Below are 22988 nucleotides of genomic sequence, written 5' to 3'. Positions count from 1 at the left end.
CAACGACAAGGAGATCGCCGATGCACGCCGTCACGCAATCCAGCTCCGTTGCTTCGTCACCGCGCGTGTGGCGCGCGGTGGTCGCAGCGTCGATCGGCAACGCGCTCGAGTGGTTCGATCTCGTCGTCTACGGCTTCTTCGCGGTCACGATCTCGAAGCTGTTCTTCCCGTCCGGCAACGACACCGTGTCGCTGCTGCTCACGCTCGGCACGTTCGGCGTGTCGTTCTTCATGCGCCCGCTCGGCGCGATCGTGCTCGGCGCGTACGCCGACCGCGCGGGCCGCAAGGCCGCGCTCACGCTGTCGATCTTGCTGATGATGGCGGGCACGCTGGTCATCGCGGTGCTGCCGACCTACGGGACGATCGGCGTCGCGGCGCCGCTGATCCTGGTCGCCGCGCGGCTGATGCAGGGCTTCTCGGCCGGCGGCGAGTTCGGCAGCGCGACCGCGTTCCTCGCCGAGCACGTGCCGGGCCGGCGCGGCTTCTTCGCGAGCTGGCAGGTCGCGAGCCAGGGGCTCACGACGCTGCTCGCCGCCGGCTTCGGCACCGTGCTGAACGCGCAGCTCACGGCCGACCAGATGGCCGCGTGGGGCTGGCGCGTGCCGTTCTTCTTCGGGCTGCTGCTCGGGCCGGTCGCGTACTACATCCGCTCGAAAGTCGACGAGACGCCCGAATTCCTCGCGGCCGAAAGCACCGCGAGCCCGTTGCGCGACACGTTCGCGTCGCACAAGGCGCGACTCGTCGCGGCGATGGGCGTGGTGGTGCTCGGCACCGTCGCGACCTATCTCGTGCTGTTCATGCCGACCTACGGCGTGAAGCAGCTCGGCCTCGCGCCGTCCGCCGCGTTCGCGGCGATCCTCGTCGTCGGCGTGATCCAGATGGCGTTCGCGCCGCTCGTCGGCCATTGGTCGGATCGTTACGGCCGCGTGCGCGTGATGCTCGCGCCGGCGGTCGGCATTCTCGTGCTGATCTATCCGGCGTTCGCGTATCTGGTCGCGCATCCGGGCTTCGGCACGCTGATCGCGCTGCAGGTGCTGCTCGCGTTCCTGATGACCGGCTATTTCGCGGCGCTGCCGGGCCTGTTGTCCGAGGTGTTCCCGGTGCAGACGCGCACGACCGGGATGTCGCTCGCGTATAACGTCGCGGTGACGATCTTCGGCGGCTTCGGGCCGTTCATCATCGCGTGGCTGATCCGCGCGACCGGGATGAAGACCGCGCCGAGCTTCTACCTGATGTTCGCGGCCGTGCTGAGCCTCGCGGCGCTGATCGTGCTGCGCCGGCGGTTCGGGTTCCGCTGATCGGGCGCGCGGCGGCGCGTCAGCCGTCGTCGCGCTCGCAGACCGGCCGCGCCGGCATCAGTTGCGCGGGCGGGTCGATGGTTTGCACGGGCCGGCCGGCGAGCGCATCGAGCGCCTGCCGCAACTGCCAGTCGGCGGCCGTGCCGAACGCGCGTTGCGGCAACGCCGCGCTCTTCGACGTATCGACCTTCGCGCGTGCGCGCGCGTCGCGCAGCTTCTGCCGCGCGGTGCGTACCTGTGCGAACGGATCGGGCGCCAGCCGGTCCGCATACGGCGCGCGGGCAAGATCGACTTCCCGATACCACAGCAGCACGCCGTCGACGTCCGAGTCGCGGCGCGGCGGCACGAGCCAGTCCGGTACGACGCCGTAGCCGTCCATCGGGCAGCCGTTCGGCCGCAGGTTGCGCGCGAACGTGAAATTGAGCCGCGTGCCGTCGATCAAGTCGACGCCCGTCTGCGCCAACCCCTTCCCGTAGGTCGGCATCCCGAGCAGCCGCGCGCGGCCGAGATCCTTCAGTGCTGCCGCGGTCGCTTCGGCCGCCGATGCGCTCTGGCCGTCGACGAGCACGACGAGCGGCACGGTATGCCACCAGTCGTCGGCCTGCAGCGGCGCGAGCGGATCCTGGCCGTGCATCACCGGCAGTTCGTAGTCGGGCCAGTTGGTCGTGAAGCGGCGGCGTTTCGTCCCGTCGCGTTCGAGCGTCACCATCGCGGTGCGGTCGCGTCCGGCGAACAGCGCGGTGATGCCGATCGCCGCATTCAGCGCGCCGCCGCCGTTGATGCGCAGGTCGAGGATCACGCCTTTCACCGGCGGCCCCGTGCGGCGCGCGGCCTGTACCGCGTCGATGTAGCTGCCGACCGCGGGTTCCGGGAAGCTCGACAGTCGCGTATAGAGGATGTCGCCGTCGAGCCGTTTCGCGGTCGCCGGATGCGGCCGGACGATCGCGCGCACCGGCGTGAAGGTCAGCATGGCAGCGTCCGGACCGCGCCGGACCGTGAGCTTCAGTGGCACGCCCGCATCGCCCTTCGCGAGTTTCACGACGTCGCTGCTGTCGATCCCGACCACGCTCTGGCCGTTCATCGCGACGACGAGATCGTCGGGCCGCACACCGGCCTGCTCGGCCGGCGCATCGGGGATCACGTCGATGATGTGCAGTCCGTCGGGCCGTGTTTCGAACACGATGCCGATGCCCGGCGTGCCGTCGCGTGCGCGGCGCTCGTCGTCGAGCTGTTGCTGGCGCTCCTTCGCGTTGAAGAAGCGCGCGTACGGCAGGGTCTTGATCCCGTCGTGCACGGTGGCGTTGAGCAACGCGCCGATGTCGACGTCGGTCAGGTGCTGCTTCTTCAGCACTTCGACGGCAGCCTTCAGTTCGCAGAGCTGCGGTTCCCAGTCGGGCGGGCAGGGTGACGGTTGCGACGCGGCAGCAGGCGGGGACGCGGGGGGCAGGGTGGTGGTGGCGGCGGACGCGGATTGCGCGCGGGCGGCCGATGCGCATGCAACGAACGCGGCCGCTGCGGCGGCACCGGTGCTCCAGGCGACGATGCGACGAACGACACGCGTGGCAGGCATCATGAGGACCGCGGCTTTGACGGGTGGCGGGGCGGGATGGTCACCCGATTGTAGCCGACGGCCCGTGCCGTCGCGCCGGGGGCGGCCGGCCGCGGCGCGCGCATGAAAAAAAGCCGGTCCACGCGGGACCGGCCTTCGGGTATCCGTCGAAACGGCGCGGCGCTTAAACCTGCGCGCCCGCGTTCGGATCGTCCGGATCGTGCGCGGCCTTCTTTTCCTTCAACAGGTCTTCGCGCTTGATGCCGAGCCACATCGCGAGCGAGCCCGCGACGAACACCGACGAGTAGATACCGAACATGATGCCGACCGTCAGCGCGAGTGCGAAGTAGTGCAGCGTCGGGCCGCCGAAGAAGAACATCGACAGCACCATCATTTCGGTCGACGTGTGCGTGATGATCGTACGCGACATCGTGGTCGTGATCGCGTGGTTGATCACTTCCTGCACGTTCATCTTGCGTTCGCGGCGGAACGTTTCGCGGATCCGGTCGAAGATGACGACCGACTCGTTGACCGAGTAGCCGAGCACCGCAAGCACCGCCGCGAGCACCGCCAGCGAGAACTCCCACTGGAAGAACGCGAAGAAGCCGAGAATGATCACGACGTCGTGCAGGTTGGCGATCACGCCGGCGACCGCGTACTTCCATTCGAAGCGGAACGACAGGTAGATGACGATGCCGATCACGACGCACGCGAGCGCGAGCAGGCCGTCGGTCGCGAGCTCCTTGCCGACCTGCGGGCCGACGAACTCGACACGCTGCAGCGAGACGTCCGGGCTCTGCGCCTTCAGCGCGCTCATCACCTGGTCGCTCTGCTGCGCGGACGTCAGGCCCTGCTTCAGCTGCAGGCGGATCAGCACGTTGCGCGACGTGCCGAAGCTCTGCACCTGCGCATCGGCGTAGCCGAGCTTGCCGAGCGTATCGCGCACGGGTTCGAGCTGTGCGGCTTGCGGGTACTGCACCTCGATCACCGTACCGCCGGTGAATTCGACGGACAGGTGCAGCCCGCGGTGGAACAGGAAGAACACGGCGGCGAGGAACGTGACCAGCGAGATCACGTTGAACACCAGCGCGTGCCGCATGAACGGAATGTCTTTACGGATGCGGAAAAATTCCATGGCTTCTTCTCCGGGGCCTTATTGGGTCGAGCCCGGTTTCTTCGGCGACACGCCTTGCTGCGCGCGGTTGCGCAGCTGCGGCTTGCCGGCGCGCGCTGCGTTGCCCTTCGCGGGCGCGGCGAGCTTCGCGGCGCGTGCCGTGTCGGTCGATTCGTCCGCCGCGGCGAACGATGCGCCGGCCGTGGCGCCTTCCGGCTTCCACACCTGGCCGATCGCGAGCGACTTCAGCTTCTTGCGGCCGCCGTACCAGAGGTTGATGATCCCGCGCGAGAAGAACACAGCGGAGAACATCGACGTCAGGATACCGAGGCAGTGCACGATCGCGAACGCGCGAACCGGGCCCGAGCCGAATGCGAGCAGCGCGAGGCCGGCGATCAGCGTCGTGACGTTCGAGTCGAGAATCGTCGCCCACGCATGCGCGTAGCCGGCCTGGATCGCGAGCTGCGGCGGCTGGCCGGCGCGCAGTTCTTCACGCACGCGCTCGTTGATCAGCACGTTCGAGTCGATCGCCATACCGAGCGCGAGTGCGATTGCCGCGATACCCGGCAGCGTCAGCGTCGCCTGCATCAGCGACAGCACCGCGACGAGCAGCAGCAGGTTCACCGACAGGCCGATCACCGAGACCACGCCGAACAGCATGTAGTACGCGATCATGAACACGGCGATCGCGCAGAAGCCCCAGATCACCGAATGGACGCCCATCTTGATGTTGTCCGCGCCGAGGCTCGGGCCGATCGTGCGTTCCTCGATGATGTCCATCGGGGCGGCGAGCGAACCGGCGCGCAGCAGCAGCGCGAGGTCGGCGGCGGCCTGCGGCGTCGGCTGGCCCGTGATCTGGAAGCGGTCGCCGAGTTCCGACTGGATCGTCGCGACCGTCAGCACTTCGCCCTTGCCCTTCTCGAACAGCACCATCGCCATCGGCTTGCCGATGTTGTCGCGCGACACCGAGCGCACGGCGCGGCCACCGGCCGAGTCGAGGCGGATGTTGACCGACGGACGCTGGTGTTCGTCGAAGCCGGCCGACGCATCGATGATGCGGTCGCCGGTGAAGATCACGTCCTTCTTCAGCAGCACGGGCACCTGGTTGCCCTGCGTGAACAGCTCGTCGCCCGGCGGCACCGGGTCGTTCGGGTTCGGGTGCGTGTTGAGCGGGTCGGCGAGGCGCGCTTCGAGCGTTGCCGTGCGGCCGATGATGTCCTTCGCCTTCGCGGTGTCCTGCACGCCCGGCAGTTCGACGACGATGCGGTCGTTGCCTTGCTGCTGCAGGATCGGCTCGGACACGCCGAGTTCGTTCACGCGGTTGTGGAGCGTCGTCAGGTTCTGCTTGAGCGCGGCGTCTTCGACGGCCTTCTGCACGGCCGGCGTGAACGTGCCGACGACTTGCGTGCCGCCGCCGCCGGGCTGCGTCGCCCACTGGAGTTCGGTGACCGATGCGGCGAGCACCTTGCGGGCGTCGTCTGCCGTTTGCGCGTCGCTGAAGTTGACGACGACGGACTGGTCGACGCGGCTCACGCCACCGTCGCGGATATTCTTGTCACGCAGCAGCGTGCGGGCGTCGGACGCGTCGGAGTCGAGCTTCTTCGTGAGCGCGCCCGTCATGTCGACCTGGAGCAGGAAGTGCACACCGCCGCGCAGGTCGAGGCCGAGATACATCGGCAGCGCGTGCAGTGCGGTCAGCCAGCGCGGCGACGCGCTCTGCAGGTTCAGTGCGACGACGTACTGCGGATCGTTCGGGTCGGCGTTCAGCGACTTCTGCAGCAGATCCTTGACGCGCATCTGCGTATCGGTGTCCTTCACGCGCACGCGGATGTTCGCGTTGGACGCGGTGTTCTCGAACGTGATGTCGTCCGGCTGGATTTGCGCGGAGGCGAGGGCGGATTCGACCTGGGTCAGCGTGGTCGAGTCGAGCTTGACCGTGGCCTTGCCGCTCGACACCTGCACCGCCGGCGCTTCGCCGAAGAAGTTGGGCAATGTGTACAGAAAGCCGATGGCGAGCGCCACGACCATCACGACATATTTCCAGAGTGGATAACGATTCATGAGGGGGCCGAACGGGTGGTTGGCGTGAAAGCGTCGCGTCCGGCGCCGCGACGGCCTGCTCTCTCAGGCAGGCACGGCGCGGGGAGCCGGACGCTCGGTGAAAGCCTTACAGCGACTTGATCGTGCCCTTCGGCAGAATGGTCGTGACAGCAGACTTCTGCACGGTGATTTCGGTGCCTTGGGCGATTTCGACGCCGATGTAGCCTTCGGTGACCTTCGTCACCTTGCCGACGAGGCCGCCGCTCGTGACGACTTCGTCGCCCTTCGCCATGGCCGACAGCATGTTGCGGTGTTCCTTCTGGCGCTTCATCTGCGGACGAATCATGATGAAGTACAGCACCGCGAACATCAGGATGAGCGGCAGGAAGCTCATCAGGCTCGATTCGGCGCCACCGGCACCTTGCGCGAAGGCATTGGAAATGAACGGCACGTTGGTCTCTCCGTAGGGGAAGATCGAAAAATAAGCCGGTTATTCTACCACCGGCCCCATGTGCAAACGGCGTGGCAAATGCGCTTTCGGATCAAGCTGTTAAAGCGCGAACCGGCACCGTCGCGACGCGTTTAGAAAGGCGATTGTAATATTTGGCGGTCGTAACCGGCACGTGGAACGCATTATTTAGTACGCGTCCTACGTAACGGGCCGCCGCGCGAGCCGCGGGCAGCCGGCCCGTCAGTCGACCCCTCTCGCGCGATCCTCCGCGAAGCGCTGACGGAACGCGTCGAACGTATGGGTTTCGATCGCGTCGCGGATTTCGTTCATCAACTGCAGGTAGTAGTGCAGGTTGTGGATCGTGTTGAGCTGCGCGCCGAGGATTTCGCCGACGCGGTGCAGGTGGTGCAGGTAGCCGCGCGAGAAGTTCTGGCACGTGTAGCAGCTGCAGGTGGAATCGAGCGGCTTCAGCGAGTTCTTGTGCGTCGCGTTGCGGATCTTCACGTCGCCGAAGCGCGTGAACAGCCAGCCGTTGCGCGCATTGCGGGTCGGCATCACGCAGTCGAACATGTCGATGCCGTTCGCGACGCCCTCGACCAGGTCCTCCGGCGTGCCGACGCCCATCAGGTAGTGCGGCTTGTTGGCCGGCAGCTTCGGGCCGACGTGCCGCAGCACGCGCATCATGTCTTCCTTCGGCTCGCCGACCGACAGCCCGCCGATCGCGAGGCCGTGGAAGCCGAGTTCCGACAGGCCCGCGAGCGATTCGTCGCGCAGGTCCTCGAACATCCCGCCCTGGACGATCCCGAACAGTGCGTTCGGGTTGCCGAGCCGGTCGAACTCGTCGAGCGAGCGCTTCGCCCAACGCAGCGACATGCGCATCGAGTCGGCCGCTTCCTTGTGCGTCGTCGGCACGCCGTTGGTGGCATACGGCGTGCATTCGTCGAACTGCATCACGATGTCGGAGTTCAGCACCTTCTGGATCTGCATCGACACTTCGGGGGACAGGAACAGCTTGTCGCCGTTGATCGGCGACGCGAACGTGACGCCGTCCTCGGTGATCTTGCGCAGGTCGCCGAGCGAGAACACCTGAAAGCCGCCCGAGTCGGTCAGGATCGGCTTGTTCCAGCCCATGAAGCCGTGCAGCCCGCCGTGCGCGTCGATCGTGTCGAGGCCCGGGCGCAGCCACAGGTGGAACGTGTTGCCGAGGATGATCTGGGCCTTGATCTCGTGCAGCTCGCGCGGCTGGATCGCCTTCACGGTGCCGTACGTGCCGACCGGCATGAAGATCGGTGTTTCGACCACGCCGTGGTTGAGCTTCACGCGGCCGCGGCGCGCATGGCCGTCGGTCGTCAGCAGTTCGAATTCGAGCCCGTTGGCGGGGCGGTCCTGCTCGGGGGCGTGCGTAGCGTGGGATGAACCTTCGGTCATCGTGTCATTCTCCTTGCTACCGGAAAACAGTCCGGCGCATGTTGGAAACGCCGCCGGGCGACCGGCGGCGGTGAAAAAAACGGGTGCGCACCGGCGTGGTGCGCGACGGGGTGCGGCACCGCGAACGGCCCCGCGTGCGCGCTTACGCGCCCGGTGCTTCCGGCGTGTCGCGTCGCGTGAGCAGCATCGCGTCGCCGTAGCTGAAGAAGCGGTAGCGTTCGTCGATCGCGTGCTGGTAGGCGGCGCGGATCGTCTCGACGCCCGCGAACGCGGACACCAGCATCAGCAGCGTCGACTTCGGCAGGTGGAAGTTCGTGACGAGCCGGTCGACCACGCGGAAACGGTAGCCGGGGGTGATGAAGATGTCGGTCTCGGCCTGGGTCGCCGCGAGCGGGCGGCCCGCTTCGTCGGCGCTGCGCGCCGCGGCTTCGAGCGCGCGCATCGACGTCGTGCCGACCGCAATCACGTTGCCGCCGCGCGCACGGGTCGCGGCGATCTTGTCGACGAGCGACTGCGGCAGGTCGTACCACTCGCTGTGCATCCGGTGCTCGGCGATGTTCTCGACGCGCACCGGCTGGAACGTGCCGGCGCCAACGTGCAGCGTGAGCGTCGCGCGCTCGACACCCATCGCGTCGAGCTTCGCCAGCAGCGGCTGGTCGAAATGCAGTCCGGCCGTGGGCGCGGCGACCGCGCCGGGGTTGCTCGCATACACCGTCTGGTAGCGCGTCTCGTCGTTCGCGTCGGCGTCGTGCTCGATGTACGGCGGCAGCGGCAGGCGGCCGTACTGCTCGATCAGCGTGAGGCACGGCTCGGGGAAGTGCAGCGTGAAGAACGGCTCGACGCGCTCGCCGACCGTCACGTCGAACGCATCGGCGAGGCGCAGCGTCGTGCCGGCGCCGGGCGACTTGCTCGCGCGGATTTGCGCGAGCGCCGTGTGCGTGCCGGTCACGCGCTCGATCAGCACCTCGATCTTGCCGCCGCTGGCCTTCTGGCCGAAGAAGCGGGCCTTCAGCACCTTGGTATCGTTGAAGACGAGCAGGTCGCCGGGCGAGATGCACGACGGCAGCTCGGCGAACCGGCGGTCGACGAGGCGAGCGGGCTCGACGGTGCGATCCACCTCGAGCAGGCGGCTTGCGGTGCGATCGGGCAGCGCGGTTTGCGCAATCAGCTCGGGCGGCAGATTGAAATCGAAATCGGAAAGCGTGAACATGCGGGCTGGTTCGAAACGGCCGGCGGGCGCCGCCGACAGGGCGGAAACGCGTAAATGGGGCGCGCGAGCCGCTATGATGGCGGGATGCGCGGCCTGGCCGGCGTCGTTCGTTCGGACGACGTGAAAGCCGCTATTGTACTTGCCTTGCGAAGCACCCAGACGATCCGATGCCTGTGTCACCACGCCGTTCCACTGCCGCCGTTACCGATTCCGCCGATCCGTTCGACGCGGAGGATGCCGCACCACCCGCGCGAAGCGCGGGGGAGCGCGGTTCCTTGGAGCGCGGTTCCGCGGAACGCGGTGCGGCGTCGCGTCGCGCCGGCCCGAAGCGCGGCGCCGACGGGCGGCTCGCGCAGCCGGCGGCCGCCGCGCCCGGCGTCGAACCGGGCGCGGGCAGCGACGAAGCCGACGCCGACGCGTCCGGCGGATCCGGCACGAAACGCAAGAAGAAGCCGGCCGCCGACAAACCGGTGAAGACCGTCGACAAGCTCGCGAAGCTCGGCCTCACGCGCTCGATTGATCTCGTGCTGCATCTGCCGATGCGCTACGAGGACGAAACCACGCTCACGCCGATCGGCGAACTGTTGCCCGGCGGCATCGCGCAGGCCGAAGGCGTCGTGTTCGACAACGAGGTCGCGTACCGGCCGCGCCGCCAGCTCGTCGTGAAGATCCAGGACGACGACGGCGAGCATCTCGTGCTGCGTTTCCTGAATTTCTACGGCTCGCAGGTCAAGCAAATGGCCGTCGGCCAGCGGCTGCGCGTGCGTGGCGACGTGCGCGGCGGCTTCTTCGGGATGGAGATGGTGCATCCGGCGGTGCGCGTGGTCGAAGCCGATGCGCCGTTGCCGCAGGTGCTCACGCCCGTCTATCCGAGCACGGCGGGCGTGTCGCAGGCGTATCTGCGCAAGGCGATCGAGAATGCGGTCGAGCGCACGCCGCTGCCCGAGCTGCTGCCGCCCGAGATCGTGCGCGACTACCTGAAGCCGCTCGGCGTGCCGTCGCTCGAACAGGCCGTGCGGATCCTGCATCACCCCGGTGTCGATTCGGACGAAGCCGCACTGATGGACGGCTCGCATCCGGCCTGGACCCGCATCAAGTTCGAGGAGCTGCTCGCGCAGCAGCTGTCGCTCAAGCGCGCCCACGAGGAGCGCCGCACCCGCGCCGCGCCCGCGATGCCGCGCCGCACCGCGAACGACGCCGAGGCGCTCACCACGCGCCTCTACGCGGCGTTGCCGTTCACGCTGACGGGCGCGCAGGCGCGCGTCGTCGACGAGATCGCGCACGACCTCACGCTCGCGCACCCGATGCAGCGGCTGCTGCAGGGCGACGTCGGCAGCGGCAAGACGGTCGTCGCGGCGCTGGCCGCCACGCAGGCGATCGATGCCGGCTACCAGGCTGCGCTGATGGCGCCGACCGAAATCCTCGCGGAGCAGCATGCGCGCAAGCTGCGCGCGTGGCTCGAACCGCTCGGCGTGACGGTCGCGTGGCTCGCGGGCAGCCTGAAGGCGAAGGACAAGCGCGCGGCGATCGAGGCCGCGGCGCTCGGCACCGCGCAGCTCGTGATCGGCACGCACGCGATCATCCAGGACACCGTCGAATTCGCGCGGCTCGGCCTCGTGATCGTCGACGAGCAGCACCGTTTCGGCGTCGAGCAGCGTCTTGCGCTGCGCGCGAAGGCGGCGAACGCGGCCAACGGCGCACGCGACTTCCAGCCGCACCAGCTGATGATGTCGGCCACGCCGATTCCGCGCACGCTCGCGATGACGTATTACGCGGATCTCGAGGTGTCGACGATCGACGAGCTGCCGCCGGGCCGCACGCCGGTGCTGACGCGCCTCGTCGGCGACGCGCGGCGCGAAGAGGTGATCGCCCGCGTGCGCGAAGCCGCGTTGACCGGCCGTCAGGTGTACTGGGTGTGCCCGCTGATCGAGGAGAGCGAGACGCTGCAGTTGCAGACCGCCGTCGAGACCTACGAGACGCTGGCCACCACGCTGCCCGAATTGAAGGTCGGCCTCGTGCACGGCCGCTTGTCGCCGGCCGACAAGGCGGCCGTGATGGAAGCGTTCACGCGCAACGAGGTCCAGCTGCTGGTTGCGACGACCGTGATCGAAGTCGGCGTCGACGTGCCGAACGCGTCGCTGATGGTGATCGAGCACGCGGAGCGCTTCGGCCTCGCGCAGCTGCACCAGTTGCGCGGCCGTGTCGGGCGCGGCACCGCGGCGTCGGTGTGCGTGCTGCTGTACACCGGTCCGCTGTCGCTCACGGGCCGCGAACGGCTGAAGACGATGCGCGAGACGACCGACGGCTTCGAGATCGCGCGGCGCGACCTCGAAATCCGCGGCCCCGGCGAGTTCCTGGGCGCGCGCCAGTCGGGCGCGGCGATGCTGCGTTTCGCGAACCTCGAAACCGATGGCTGGCTGATCGACCCGGCGCGCGACGCCGCGTCGCGGCTGATTGACGCGTATCCCGACATCGTCACGCAGCATCTCGCACGCTGGCTCGGCGCGCGCGAGCAGTATCTGAAGGCCTGATTCGCCCATTCAGGGTCGGATGCCGAACCGCCGGCGCGCGTATCTCGATGCAGAGAAACTTGGCGAACCGGTGTCAGTAGGTGTATAAATTAAACCTATCGCCTGTATATCCCTGATTGACCCACAATGACGCTGACTGAATTGAAATACATCGTCGCGGTCGCGCGCGAGCGGCATTTCGGCCGCGCGGCCGAAGCATGCTTCGTGAGCCAGCCGACGCTGTCGGTGGCGATCAAGAAGCTGGAAGACGAGCTCAACGTGCAGATTTTCGAGCGCGGCGCGAGCGAGGTGAGCGTGACGCCGATCGGCGACCAGATCGTCACCCAGGCGCAGCGCGTGCTCGAGCAGACCTTCGCGATCAAGGAGATTGCGAAGCAGGGCAAGGACCCGCTCGTCGGCCCGTTCCGTCTCGGCGTGATCTATACGATCGGGCCGTACCTGCTGCCGACGCTCGTCAAGCAGATGATCCAGCGTGTGCCGCAGATGCCGTTGATGCTGCAGGAGAACTACACGCTGAAGCTGCTCGAACTGCTGAAGCAGGGCGAGATCGACGCCGCGATCATGGCGCTGCCGTTCCCCGAAACCGGCCTGATGGTGCGGCCGCTGTACGACGAGCCGTTCGTCGTCGCGCTGCCGGCAGGGCACCCGTGGGAGAAGCGCGAAGAGATCGACGCCGAGGATCTGAAGCAGGAAACCATGCTGCTGCTCGGCAACGGCCACTGCTTCCGCGATCACGTGCTCGGCGTGTGCCCGGAGCTGATGCGCTTCTCGCAGACGGCCGACGGCATCCAGAAGACCTTCGAAGGCTCGTCGCTCGAGACGATTCGCCACATGGTCGCGAGCGGCGTCGGCATCACGGTGCTGCCGCGCATGTCGGTCGCCGAGGTCGGCCCGCGCGCGAACGGCCCCGATGCCGAGCTGCTGTCGTACGTGCCGTTCAACGAACCGGTGCCCGATCGCCGTGTCGTGCTGGTGTGGCGCAAGAGCTTCACGCGGATGCCGGCGATCGACGCGATCAGCGAGGCGATCGCCGCCTGCGATTTGCCGGGCGTCGCGAAGCTCGACATGCCGGCAACGATGAACTGACCACGCGCGGCGCATGCCGATACCGGCCGATGAACGGGGTCTTGCGACCCCGTTTATTTTTTCCTATCGCATAGATAAAATTAATCAAATTCAAATATTCGATAGATGAAAATAGAATCTTCTTCATGGATCGGCGTCGCAGCGACGCGCGATCTGCACACTGGATGCAAGCGTCAAAGGAGGATGTCATGATGCGATCGGTATTGCAGCACGCGCAGCGGAACATCCCGTCGCGCGACGAGGTCGTAAATCGAGCCAGGGCCGCGGCCCGCAGCCTGCGCCCGATTGCATTCGCGTACCTGGCGGATCGTGCGTATGGCGGATGAGCGCCGCCGCACGCCGGTGCCGTGTTCCCCCGATTCACCTGCTGTCCAGCCATGAGGGAGCCTTGCATGTCCGACGTCACGAAACCCGCACCGAAGGCCGCGCCCGACACCCCGTAGCCCGACAGGACCAACCTGTTCCGTTTCACCCCCCCCGCAATGCTCCACGGACCGCGCCCGGCACGTGGGGGCCTACGAGCAAGTAAAGGAGAAAAAGCATGTCGACCGAATCGAAATGTCCGTTCAACCACACGGCGGCCGGCGGCACGTCGAACAAGGACTGGTGGCCGAATCAGCTGAACCTGAACATCCTGCACCGGCACTCGGCGTTGTCCGACCCGATGGACAAGGATTTCGACTACGCCGAGGCGTTCAAGAAGCTCGACCTCGCGGCGGTGAAGCGCGATCTGCAGGCACTGATGACGACGTCGCAGGACTGGTGGCCGGCCGACTTCGGCCACTACGGCGGCCTGTTCGTCCGCATGGCATGGCATAGCGCCGGCACGTACCGGATCGCCGACGGCCGCGGCGGCGCGGGCGGCGGGCAACAGCGCTTCGCGCCGCTCAACAGCTGGCCGGACAACGTGAGCCTCGACAAGGCGCGCCGGCTGCTGTGGCCGATCAAGCAGAAGTACGGCCGCAACATCTCGTGGGCCGACCTGCTGATCCTGACCGGCAACGTCGCGCTCGAATCGATGGGCTTCAAGACCTTCGGTTACGCGGGGGGCCGCGTCGACACGTGGGAACCGGACGACGTCTACTGGGGCTCGGAAAAGATCTGGCTGGAACTGAGCGGCGGCCCGAACAGCCGCTACTCGGGCAAGCGTGACCTCGAAAACCCGCTCGCGGCCGTACAGATGGGCCTCATCTACGTGAACCCGGAAGGCCCGGACGGCAACCCCGATCCGGTCGCCGCCGCGCACGACATTCGCGAGACGTTCGCGCGGATGGCGATGAACGACGAAGAGACGGTCGCACTGATCGCCGGCGGTCATACGTTCGGCAAGACGCACGGCGCCGGCCCGGCATCGAACGTCGGCCCCGAGCCGGAAGCCGCAGGCCTGGAAGCGCAGGGGCTGGGCTGGAAGAGCACGTTTGGCACGGGCAAGGGCAAGGACGCGATCACGAGTGGCCTCGAAGTTACGTGGACGTCGACGCCGACGAAGTGGAGCAACGACTTCTTCACGCACCTGTTCAGCTACGAATGGGAACTGACGAAGAGCCCGGCCGGTGCGCACCAGTGGGTCGCGAAGGGCGCCGACGACGTGATTCCGGACGCGTTCGATGCGTCGAAGAAGCACCGCCCGACGATGCTGACGACCGACCTGTCGCTGCGATTCGATCCGGCCTACGAGAAGATCTCGCGCCGCTTCTACGAGAACCCGACCGAGTTCGCCGACGCGTTCGCACGCGCCTGGTTCAAGCTCACGCACCGCGACATGGGGCCGCGTGCGCGCTATCTCGGCCCGGAAGTGCCGGCCGAGCATCTGCTGTGGCAAGACCCGGTCCCGGCCGTCGATCACAAGCTGATCGATGACGCAGACGTCGCGGCGCTGAAGGCGCAGGTTCTCGCGACGGGGCTGACCGTGTCGCAGCTCGTGTCGACCGCATGGGCGTCGGCCTCGACGTTTCGCGGTTCGGACAAGCGCGGCGGCGCGAACGGTGCGCGCATCCGCCTCGCGCCGCAGAAGGACTGGGAAGTGAACCAGCCGGCTGCGCTCGCGACGGTGCTCCAGACGCTCGAAGGCGTGCAGAAGGCGTTCAACGACGCGCAGACGGGCGGCAAGAAGGTGTCGCTCGCCGACCTGATCGTGCTGGCCGGTGCGGCCGGTGTCGAACAGGCGGCCAAGAGCGCGGGCGTTGCGGTGACGGTGCCGTTCGCGGCAGGCCGGACGGACGCGTCGCAGGAGCAGACCGACGTCGAGGCGATGGCCGTGCTGGAGCCGGTGGCGGACGGTTTCCGCAACTACCTGAAGCATGCGTACAAGACGCCGGCCGAAGCGCTGCTGGTCGACAAGGCTCAGTTGCTGACGCTGAACGGGCCGGAGCTGACGGTGCTCGTCGGTGGCCTGCGTGTGCTCGGTGCGAACGTCGGCGATTCGAAGCATGGCGTGTTCACCGATCGTCCGGGTGCGCTGACCAACGACTTCTTCGTGAACCTGCTCGACATGGGCACGGAGTGGAAGCCGGCGTCGGCCGCGAACGACGTGTTCGAGGGGCGCGACCGCGCGACGGGTCAGGTGAAGTGGACCGGCACGCGTGTCGACCTGATCTTCGGCTCGCACTCGCAGCTGCGTGCGCTTGCCGAGGTGTACGGCAGCGCGGACGCGAACGAGAAGTTCGTGCGCGATTTCGTCGCGGCCTGGAACAAGGTGATGAACCTCGACCGCTTCGACCTCGCGTGAACGTCGCGATGCGGTAGTGCAGTCACGTAGTAACGTGAAACGGCCGATCGGACGACCGGCCGTTTTTTCTTCCACTGTTTCGTTGAAGGAGTGACGACCATGACGCAAATGATGCTGAACATGCGTGCCGCAGCCGCGGCGCCCATCCTGCGATCGCCGGGCGAACTTGCACGGCGCATCGTCGGTTTCGCGATCGTCATCGGCGGCGCCGCGGAGCTGGTCGCGCAGGCGCTGCATGCGATTGCGCCGCTGTCCGGCGGTTAAGCGAGGCGGCGCCAGGACTGGCAAGTCGCGAACGCATGCCGCGCGACGCGGCACGCGGATTGCTCGACGCATTTTCGCCGGTTCGACATGTCGAATGAGGCGTCCCGAAGATGGCCAAGAAAGGCAACGCAACGCAGATCAACATCGGCATCAGCGACAAGGACCGCAAGAAGATCGCGGACGGCCTGTCGCGCCTGCTGGCCGATACGTTTCGCTGTACCTGAAAACCCACAATTTTCACTGGGACGTCACGGGTCCGATGTTCAACATGCTGCACCGGATGTTCGAAGGGCAGTACAACGAACTGTGGCTCGCGGTCGATCTGGTGGCGGAGCGCATTCGCACGCTCGGCGTCGCGGCAGATCTGTCCCTTGATCGCCCCATACTGCCGCCGGCCTGCGCGCGGCGGTTTCCAGGGGCCCGACGGGGCCGCCGGCAGCGCATGCGGGCTGGTCGGCGACCGGGCCCGAGCCGCGTCGACATGACGCGAACCGCCGCTCGGCTCTAAAATGCCGGGGTTATCTTCCCGGTGCTTCGCCATGCTTGCCCGCTTTCCCCTGTACCTGCGGCTCGTCCGGATGGACAAGCCGATCGGCAGCCTGCTGCTGCTGTGGCCGACGCTCAACGCACTGTGGATCGCGTCGGACGGCCATCCGCGCTGGCCGCTGCTCGTGATCTTCGCGCTCGGCACGCTGCTGATGCGCTCGGCCGGCTGCGCGATGAACGACTACGCCGACCGCGAGTTCGACCGCCACGTGAAGCGCACGGCCGACCGGCCGCTGACGTCGGGCAAGATCCGCGCATGGGAAGCCGTCGCGATCGCGGTGGTGCTGTCGTTCATCGCGTTCCTGCTGATCCTGCCCCTCAATACGCTGACGAAAGAGTTGTCGGTGGTCGCGCTGTTCGTCGCCGGCTCGTATCCGTTCATGAAGCGCTTCTTCGCGATTCCGCAGGCGTATCTCGGCATCGCGTTCGGCTTCGGCATCCCGATGGCGTTCGCGGCCGTGCAGGACACGGTGCCCACGCTGGCCTGGGTGATGCTGATCGCGAACATCTTCTGGTCGGTCGCGTACGACACCGAATACGCGATGGTCGATCGCGACGACGACATCAAGATCGGCATTCGCACGTCCGCGCTGACGTTCGGCCGTTTCGACGTCGTGGCCGTGATGGCCTGCTACGCGGTGACGCTCGGCATCTACGTGTGGATCGGCGTGACGCTCGGCTTCGGGCTCGCATACTGGGCCGGCTGGGCCGCGGCGGTCGGTTGCGCGCTGTATCACTACACGCTGATCAAGGACCGCGAGCGGATGCCGTGCTTCGCGGCGTTCCGGCACAACAACTGGCTCGGCGGCGTGCTGTTCGCGGGGATCGCCGCGCATTACCTGCTGGCGGGCATGGCGGGCAACTGACGCGGTCGCGCGCTGGCGCGCGCAGCCAACAAGAAAAGCGGCCGTGGGCCGCTTTTTTTGTTGCCGCTGCCGGGCAAACCCGGCGCACGTCGTGACGCTTATGCGCGACCGAGCTCGTCGCCCATTTCCTTCGCGCGCGCTTCAGCTGCGAGCGCGCCGCGCACGATCGCTTCCTTCACGCCCTGCGCATCGAACGATGCGAGCGCGGCGGCCGTCGTGCCGCCCTTCGACGTCACGCGCTCGCGCAGCACGCTCGCCGGTTCGCCCGATTGCGCGGCGAGTTGCGCGGCGCCCGTGAACGTCGCGACCGCGAGCGCGCGGCCCTGTTCGTCGTTCATCCCGAGGCGGCGCGCGGCTTCCTGCAGCGCTTCGATGAAATAGAACACGTAGGCGGGGCCGCTGCCCGAGATCGCCGTGACCGCGTCGAGTTGCGCTTCGTCGTCGAACCATACGTGCTCGCCGACCGCGCCGAGCACGTTCGATGCGAGTTCGCGACCGGCCGCGTCGACGCCCGGCAGCGCGGCGAGACCCGTCACGCCCATGCCGACCAGCGCGGGCGTATTCGGCATCGTGCGCACGATGCGTGCGTAGTCGCCGAGCCAGCGGGCGAGATCGGTGGCGCGGATGCCGGCTGCGATGCTGATCACGAGCTGCGACTTCAGATGCGGTGCGAGCGCCTGCGCGACGTCCTTCAGCACCTGCGGCTTCACCGCGAGCACGATCGCGTCGTATGCCGCGAGCGTCGCGTCGATGGCCGCGCCGGTGCGGATGCCGAATTGCTGCGCGGCGCGCGCACGGACGTCCTCGTTGACGTCGATGGCATACAGGCCGTCAGCGGCGACGCCGCGTTTGATCAGGCCGCCGATCAGGGCCGCGGCCATGTTGCCGCCGCCGATGAATGCGATTTTCATGGTGTCGATTAGCGAGTAGGTGAACGGAAAGGAGTGCGTGGTTCAGTGCGAATAGTCGCGCGCGCCGAAGATCGCGGTGCCGACGCGCACGATCGTCGCGCCTTCGAGCACGGCCGCTTCGAGATCGGCGGACATCCCCACCGACAACGTGTCGAGCGGCAACCCGTCGGCGCGCAGCGTATCGAACAGTGCGCGCAGCGCGCGATGCGGTGCGCGTTGCGCGTCGGTGTCACCGGCCGGTTCGGGAATCGCCATCAGGCCGCGCAGGCGCAGGGTCGGCAGCGCCGCGACCGCGCGCGCGACGTCGGCGACCTCGGCCGGCGCGACGCCGCTCTTCGACGCCTCGCCGCTGATGTTCACCTGCACGCACACGTTCAGCGGCGGCAGGTGAGCGGGGCGTTGTTCGGCGAGGCGCTGCGCGATCTTCAGCCGGTCGACCGAGTGAACCCAGTCGAAGCGCTCGGCCACCGGGCGCGTCTTGTTCGATTGCAGCGGCCCGATGAAATGCCATTCGAGCGCGGCGCGCAGGTCGGCGAGCGCGTCGATCTTGTCGATCGATTCCTGCACGTAGTTCTCGCCGAACGCGCGTTGTCCGGCCGCATGCGCGGCGCGCACGTCGTCGGCGGGAAACGTCTTCGATACGGCGAGCAGCGAGACGGTGGCGGGATCGCGGCCGGCCGCGCGGGCGGCGTCGGCGATGCGGCGATGAACGGATTCGAGACGGGCGGCGAAATCGGACATGACGGACACGGAAGCTGGCACAGGAAGCGAATGCGGCACGGCACGCACCGCATCGTTCCGGCCATTATACGGACGGGGCGTCGCGCGGGGCCGGCCGTCCGCGTCAGCCGTACAGCAGATGCTCGACGAGCTGGATCCAGTGCGCGACCGGAATCTGCGTGCCGCTTTGCAGGTGCGCGATGCAGCCGACGTTGCCCGATACGATCATCTGCGGCTCGAGCGCCTGCAGTTTCAGCAGTTTCTGCTTGCGCAGCCGGTACGACAGCGACGGCTGGGTCAGCGAATACGTGCCGGCGGACCCGCAGCACAGATGGCTGTCGGCCGGCAGCCGCACGTCGATGCCAAGCGTCTCGAGCAGGCGCTCGACCTTGCCGCGCGACTGCTGGCCGTGCTGCAGCGTGCACGGCGGGTGGTACGCGACGGTATGGATCGCGCGGCGCCGCGCGAGCGTCGCGATCTCGGCCTCGAACGCCAGCAGCACGTCCGAGATGTCGCGCGTGAGGGCGACGATGCGCTGCGCCTTCTCCGCGTAGGCCGGATCGTCGCGCAGCAGGTGCGCGTATTCGAGCACCGTCGCGCCGCAGCCCGATGCGTTCATCACGATCGCCTCGGCGCCTTGCTCGACATGCGGCCACCACGCGTCGATGTTGCGGCGCGCGTCGGCGAGCGCTTCGTCGTGATAGTTCAGGTGCAGGCGGATCGCGCCGCAGCAGCCCGCGTCGGGCGCGACGATCGTCTCGACGCCGAGCGCGTCGAGCACGCGCGCGGTCGCGATGTTGATGTTCGGCAGCATCGACGGCTGCACGCAGCCGCCGAGCATCACCATCTTGCGCGGATGCGTGCGCTGCGGCCATTCGAGCAGCCGCGTGCGCGGCGGCACCTTGTCGCGCAGCCGTTTCGGCAGCAGCGGCCGCACGTGCTGGCCGAGTCGCATCACGGCGGAGAACAGCGCCGCGTTCGGCACGAGGCTCGCAAGCACGCGGCGCATGAGCCGCTGCTGCGCGGGGCGCTCGACCTTCGCCTCGACGTGCTTGCGGCCGATCTCGACGAGGCGGCCGTACTGGACGCCCGACGGGCAGGTCGTCTCGCAGCTGCGACACGTGAGGCAGCGATCGAGGTGCTGCTGCGTGCTGCGCGTGACGGGCGCACCTTCGACCATCTGCTTGATCAGGTAGATGCGGCCGCGCGGGCCGTCGAGTTCGTCGCCGAGCAACTGGTAGGTCGGGCACGTCGCGGTGCAGAAGCCGCAATGCACGCACTTGCGCAGGATCGCGTCGGCCTCGTCGCCGTCGGGCGTGTTGCGGATGAAATCGGCGAGGTTGGTTTGCATCTTGGAGATCTTAGAGATCGGGGTAGAGCCGGCCGCGGTTGAAGATGCGTGCGGGATCGAATGCAGCCTTCAGCCCGCGGTGGATTTTCATCAGCGGTGCGGGCAGCGGCGTGAACACGCCCGCGCTACGGTCATACGAATCGCCGGCGCGAAACAGCGTCGCGTGGCCGCCGGCCTGCTTCGCGCTCATGCGCACCGTCTGCGCGTCGGCGTCGGTGATCCACCAGCGCTGCGCGCCGCCCCATTCCATCAGCTGGGTGCCGGGCAGGTGCATCGGTTCGGTGATCGACGGCAGCGACAGGCGCCACAGCGCGTAGCCGGGCGGAATGCCGTTGAAGAACGGGTCGGTGTGTTCGCGCAGGCCGGCCCAGAAACGCTCGGCCTCGACCGCGTCGACGACTTCGCCGCCGAGCAGTGTCTTCGCGGATTTCACGGCGGCCTCGGCGCCCGACAGGCGCAGTACGAGGGTGCCGTTGCGCCAGCCGCTCGCGCTCACGGGCAGCGGATGGCCGCCCCATTCGTTGAGCTTGCGCACCGCGTCGGTCGCGGTCATCTCGAACTTCAGCGTGACTTCGGCGACCGGCACCGGCAGCACCTTGATCGACAGGTCGAGCATCAGCCCGAGCGTGCCGAGCGCGCCGGCCATCAGCCGCGATACGTCGTAGCCGGCGACGTTCTTCACGACCTGCCCGCCGAAGCGCAGCAGTTCGCCGCGTCCGTTCAGCAGCGTGACGCCGAGCACGAAATCGCGCGGCGCGCCGCAGGTCGCGCGGCGCGGGCCTGCGAGGCCGGCCGCGACGCAGCCGCCGACGGTGGCCGCGCGACCGAAGTGCGGCGGCTCGAACGGCAGCATCTGGCCGCACTCGGCGAGGACGGTTTCAAGCTGCGCGAGCGGCGTGCCCGCGCGGACCGTGACGACGAGTTCGGCCGGGTCGTACGACACGATGCCCTGAAATGCACGCGTATCGAGTATTTCGCCGTCCAGCGCCTGGCCGTACCAGTCCTTGGTGCCGCCACCGCGAATCCGCAGCGGCCGGCCGTCGGCACTGGCCGCCCGGATGCGCTCGGCCCATCCGGCGACGATGTCGTCCTCTTCCATGTTCTGTTGCTGCCTCGTTGTTGTCCGGTCGATTGTACCGGGGTGGCGCGAATGCACATCGCGACTATCCCTAAGCTCCGTATAACGAAGGCATGCAGCCGCCGCTGCGCGCACGGCCGGCGCGGGCAGGGCGGTACGTCGCGGCCCGCGCGCCGGCTCGGGCCGCGCACCGCGCAGCGCGCTCAAGAAAACGCCGGGCGCCCCCAGGTTTTCCGCCCCGAAGGCAGCCCTCGTGGGGGATGACCCACTCGCGGGGGCTGGCGCGAAGCGACTGGTTCGGGGGCGCTCAGAAGCGCGGCAGCTCCGGATGCGGCAGCAGCCCGCCGCGCACGTGCTGTCGCCCATATTCGGCACAGCGCGCGCGGGTCGGGATCCCCTTGTCGGGATTGAGCAGCCCGGCCGGATCGAACGCGCGCTTGACCGCGAAGAACGCGTCGCGCTCCTGTGGCGAGAACTGTACGCACATCGAATTGAGCTTCTCGATGCCGACGCCGTGCTCGCCCGTCACGCTGCCGCCGAATTCCACGCAGCATTCGAGGATTTCGGCGCCGAACTGCTCGGCGCGGTGCAGCTCGTCCGGGTCGTTCGCGTTGTAGAGGATCAGCGGATGCATGTTGCCGTCGCCCGCGTGGAACACGTTGATGCAGCGCAGCCCGTAGCGCGTTTCGAGCTGTTCGATGCGCGCGAGCAGCGGCCCGATCGCGCGGCGCGGCACGGTGCCGTCCATGCAGTAATAGTCGGCGGAAATGCGCCCGGCGGCCGGGAACGCGTTCTTGCGGCCCGACCAGTAGCGCAGCCGCTCGCTTTCGTTGCGCGACACCTGGATGCGCGTCGCGCCGTGCTCGCGCAGCACGGCCGTCATGCGGACGATCTCTTCGGCGACTTCTTCCGGCGTGCCGTCCGATTCGCACAGCAGGATCGCCTTCGCGTCGAGGTCGTAGCCCGCGTGCGTGAACGCCTCGACGGCCTGGGTGGCCGGCTTGTCCATCATTTCGAGCCCGGCCGGGATGATGCCCGACGCGATGATCGCGGCGACCGCCTCGCCGCCCTTGACGACGTCGTCGAAGCTCGCCATCACGAGCTGCGCGGTCTGCGGCTTCGGGATCAGCTTCACCGTCACTTCGGTGACGATCGCGAACATCCCTTCGCTGCCGATCATCACCGCAAGCAGGTCGAGGCCCGGCATGTCGAGCCCGAGCGAGCCGAATTCGACGATCTCGCCGTCGATCGTGACCGCGCGCACGCGCATCACGTTGTGCACGGTCAGCCCGTATTTCAGGCAGTGCACGCCGCCGGAATTTTCCGCGACGTTGCCGCCGATCGTGCAGGCGATCTGCGACGACGGGTCGGGCGCGTAGTACAGCCCGTAAGGGGCGGAGGCTTCGGAAATCGCGAGATTGCGCACGCCGGGCTGCACGGTCGCCGTGCGCGCGTACGGGTCGACTTCGACGATGCGGGTGAAGCGCGCGAGCGACAGCACGACGCCGTTCGCGATCGGCAGCGCGCCGCCCGACAGGCTCGTGCCCGCGCCGCGCGGCACGATCGGCACTTCCATGCGGCGGCAGATCTGCACGATCCGCTGCACCTGCGATTCGGTTTCCGGCAGCGCGACCGCGAGCGGCAGCCGGCGGTAGGCGGACAGGCCGTCGCATTCGTACGGTGCGGTGTCTTCGTCGCGATACAGCAGGCAATGCGTCGGCAGCACGGCCATCAGCGCCTGCACGACTTCGCGCTGGCGCTGCGCACGGGTCGCGCTCGACAGTTCGACGGAAGCGTTCATGGGGTCTCCTGCGGGA

The 22988-nt window shown here is 67.8% G+C and carries 17 protein-coding genes and 1 pseudogene; 7 read left to right on the top strand and 11 right to left on the bottom strand.

Going from position 1 to position 22988, the window contains the following annotated elements; translation table 11 throughout:
* Positions 1-20: 20 nt before the first annotated feature.
* A complete protein-coding gene (locus BX604_RS04255; protein ID WP_098549719.1) occupies positions 21-1298 on the top strand; it encodes an MFS transporter in 1278 nt (425 codons plus the stop codon).
* Between the two features lie 19 nt (positions 1299-1317).
* Here the strand turns inward: BX604_RS04255 and BX604_RS04250 are convergent, their stop codons facing one another.
* From BX604_RS04250 to queA, 6 genes are all read right to left on the bottom strand, one after another.
* On the bottom strand, positions 1318-2871 hold the full coding sequence (locus tag BX604_RS04250; protein ID WP_179894780.1) for a S41 family peptidase: 1554 nt from the start codon (positions 2869-2871) through the stop codon (positions 1318-1320).
* A 160-nt stretch (positions 2872-3031) separates the two neighbouring features.
* On the bottom strand, positions 3032-3982 hold the full coding sequence (secF, locus tag BX604_RS04245) for a protein translocase subunit SecF (RefSeq protein WP_098549718.1): 951 nt from the start codon (positions 3980-3982) through the stop codon (positions 3032-3034).
* An 18-nt stretch (positions 3983-4000) separates the two neighbouring features.
* On the bottom strand, positions 4001-6022 hold the full coding sequence (gene secD / locus BX604_RS04240; RefSeq protein WP_098549717.1) for a protein translocase subunit SecD: 2022 nt from the start codon (positions 6020-6022) through the stop codon (positions 4001-4003).
* 106 nt (positions 6023-6128) lie between these two features.
* Complete coding sequence (gene yajC, locus BX604_RS04235; RefSeq protein WP_098549716.1) at positions 6129-6452, bottom strand: preprotein translocase subunit YajC; 324 nt, start codon at positions 6450-6452, stop codon at positions 6129-6131.
* 240 nt (positions 6453-6692) lie between these two features.
* Complete coding sequence (tgt, locus tag BX604_RS04230; RefSeq protein WP_098549715.1) at positions 6693-7880, bottom strand: tRNA guanosine(34) transglycosylase Tgt; 1188 nt, start codon at positions 7878-7880, stop codon at positions 6693-6695.
* Between the two features lie 142 nt (positions 7881-8022).
* Positions 8023-9090, bottom strand: coding sequence for a tRNA preQ1(34) S-adenosylmethionine ribosyltransferase-isomerase QueA (queA, locus tag BX604_RS04225; protein WP_098549714.1), 1068 nt, complete (start codon positions 9088-9090; stop codon positions 8023-8025).
* A gap of 167 nt (positions 9091-9257) precedes the next feature.
* Here queA and recG point away from each other — a divergent pair, with 167 nt between their 5' ends.
* From recG to ubiA, 6 genes and pseudogenes are all read left to right on the top strand, one after another.
* Positions 9258-11621: an ATP-dependent DNA helicase RecG gene (recG, locus tag BX604_RS04220; RefSeq protein WP_098549713.1), complete on the top strand. Its 2364-nt coding sequence runs from the start codon at positions 9258-9260 to the stop codon at positions 11619-11621.
* A 126-nt stretch (positions 11622-11747) separates the two neighbouring features.
* Positions 11748-12707, top strand: coding sequence for a hydrogen peroxide-inducible genes activator (locus BX604_RS04215; protein ID WP_098549712.1), 960 nt, complete (start codon positions 11748-11750; stop codon positions 12705-12707).
* Positions 12708-13248: 541 nt separating this feature from the next.
* Complete coding sequence (katG, locus tag BX604_RS04205) at positions 13249-15435, top strand: catalase/peroxidase HPI (protein ID WP_098549710.1); 2187 nt, start codon at positions 13249-13251, stop codon at positions 15433-15435.
* 99 nt (positions 15436-15534) lie between these two features.
* A complete protein-coding gene (locus BX604_RS38895; RefSeq protein ID WP_175778199.1) occupies positions 15535-15699 on the top strand; it encodes a hypothetical protein in 165 nt (54 codons plus the stop codon).
* A gap of 110 nt (positions 15700-15809) precedes the next feature.
* Positions 15810-16060, top strand: a pseudogene (locus BX604_RS04200) (Dps family protein); the annotation flags it as partial.
* A gap of 178 nt (positions 16061-16238) precedes the next feature.
* Positions 16239-17111, top strand: a complete 873-nt coding sequence (gene ubiA, locus BX604_RS04195) for a 4-hydroxybenzoate octaprenyltransferase (protein WP_098549709.1) — start codon at positions 16239-16241, stop codon at positions 17109-17111.
* 98 nt (positions 17112-17209) lie between these two features.
* Here the strand turns inward: ubiA and proC are convergent, their stop codons facing one another.
* The 5 genes from proC to BX604_RS04170 form a co-directional block, all read right to left on the bottom strand.
* Entirely contained in the window at positions 17210-18022 is an 813-nt protein-coding gene (gene proC / locus BX604_RS04190) for a pyrroline-5-carboxylate reductase (protein ID WP_098549708.1), read from the bottom strand.
* 42 nt (positions 18023-18064) lie between these two features.
* Positions 18065-18763: a YggS family pyridoxal phosphate-dependent enzyme gene (locus BX604_RS04185; RefSeq protein WP_098549707.1), complete on the bottom strand. Its 699-nt coding sequence runs from the start codon at positions 18761-18763 to the stop codon at positions 18065-18067.
* A 103-nt stretch (positions 18764-18866) separates the two neighbouring features.
* Complete coding sequence (gene glcF / locus BX604_RS04180) at positions 18867-20093, bottom strand: glycolate oxidase subunit GlcF (RefSeq protein ID WP_098549706.1); 1227 nt, start codon at positions 20091-20093, stop codon at positions 18867-18869.
* Between the two features lie 10 nt (positions 20094-20103).
* Positions 20104-21192: a glycolate oxidase subunit GlcE gene (gene glcE, locus BX604_RS04175; protein ID WP_098549705.1), complete on the bottom strand. Its 1089-nt coding sequence runs from the start codon at positions 21190-21192 to the stop codon at positions 20104-20106.
* 286 nt (positions 21193-21478) lie between these two features.
* Entirely contained in the window at positions 21479-22972 is a 1494-nt protein-coding gene (locus BX604_RS04170) for an FAD-linked oxidase C-terminal domain-containing protein (protein WP_098549704.1), read from the bottom strand.
* Positions 22973-22988: the final 16 nt, after the last annotated feature.

The organism is Burkholderia sp. JKS000303 (assembly GCF_002563755.1).
In the GTDB taxonomy this organism is placed as follows: domain Bacteria; phylum Pseudomonadota; class Gammaproteobacteria; order Burkholderiales; family Burkholderiaceae; genus Burkholderia; species Burkholderia anthina_B.
The sequence above is the reverse complement of the archived record's forward strand: the minus strand, read 5'-3'. Positions and strand labels throughout refer to the sequence as shown.

What these genes read in the sequence shown, in the direction of transcription:
- BX604_RS04255 (WP_098549719.1), top strand. Translation starts at nt 21, where the DNA reads ATGCACGCCGTCACGCAATCCAGCTCCGTTGCTTCGTCACCGCGCGTG.
- BX604_RS04250 (WP_179894780.1), bottom strand. Translation starts at nt 2,871, where the DNA reads ATGATGCCTGCCACGCGTGTCGTTCGTCGCATCGTCGCCTGGAGCACC.
- secF (WP_098549718.1), bottom strand. Translation starts at nt 3,982, where the DNA reads ATGGAATTTTTCCGCATCCGTAAAGACATTCCGTTCATGCGGCACGCG.
- secD (WP_098549717.1), bottom strand. Translation starts at nt 6,022, where the DNA reads ATGAATCGTTATCCACTCTGGAAATATGTCGTGATGGTCGTGGCGCTC.
- tgt (WP_098549715.1), bottom strand. Translation starts at nt 7,880, where the DNA reads ATGACCGAAGGTTCATCCCACGCTACGCACGCCCCCGAGCAGGACCGC.
- queA (WP_098549714.1), bottom strand. Translation starts at nt 9,090, where the DNA reads ATGTTCACGCTTTCCGATTTCGATTTCAATCTGCCGCCCGAGCTGATT.
- recG (WP_098549713.1), top strand. Translation starts at nt 9,258, where the DNA reads ATGCCTGTGTCACCACGCCGTTCCACTGCCGCCGTTACCGATTCCGCC.
- BX604_RS04215 (WP_098549712.1), top strand. Translation starts at nt 11,748, where the DNA reads ATGACGCTGACTGAATTGAAATACATCGTCGCGGTCGCGCGCGAGCGG.
- katG (WP_098549710.1), top strand. Translation starts at nt 13,249, where the DNA reads ATGTCGACCGAATCGAAATGTCCGTTCAACCACACGGCGGCCGGCGGC.
- BX604_RS38895 (WP_175778199.1), top strand. Translation starts at nt 15,535, where the DNA reads ATGACGCAAATGATGCTGAACATGCGTGCCGCAGCCGCGGCGCCCATC.
- ubiA (WP_098549709.1), top strand. Translation starts at nt 16,239, where the DNA reads ATGCTTGCCCGCTTTCCCCTGTACCTGCGGCTCGTCCGGATGGACAAG.
- proC (WP_098549708.1), bottom strand. Translation starts at nt 18,022, where the DNA reads ATGAAAATCGCATTCATCGGCGGCGGCAACATGGCCGCGGCCCTGATC.
- BX604_RS04185 (WP_098549707.1), bottom strand. Translation starts at nt 18,763, where the DNA reads ATGTCCGATTTCGCCGCCCGTCTCGAATCCGTTCATCGCCGCATCGCC.
- glcF (WP_098549706.1), bottom strand. Translation starts at nt 20,093, where the DNA reads ATGCAAACCAACCTCGCCGATTTCATCCGCAACACGCCCGACGGCGAC.
- glcE (WP_098549705.1), bottom strand. Translation starts at nt 21,192, where the DNA reads ATGGAAGAGGACGACATCGTCGCCGGATGGGCCGAGCGCATCCGGGCG.
- BX604_RS04170 (WP_098549704.1), bottom strand. Translation starts at nt 22,972, where the DNA reads ATGAACGCTTCCGTCGAACTGTCGAGCGCGACCCGTGCGCAGCGCCAG.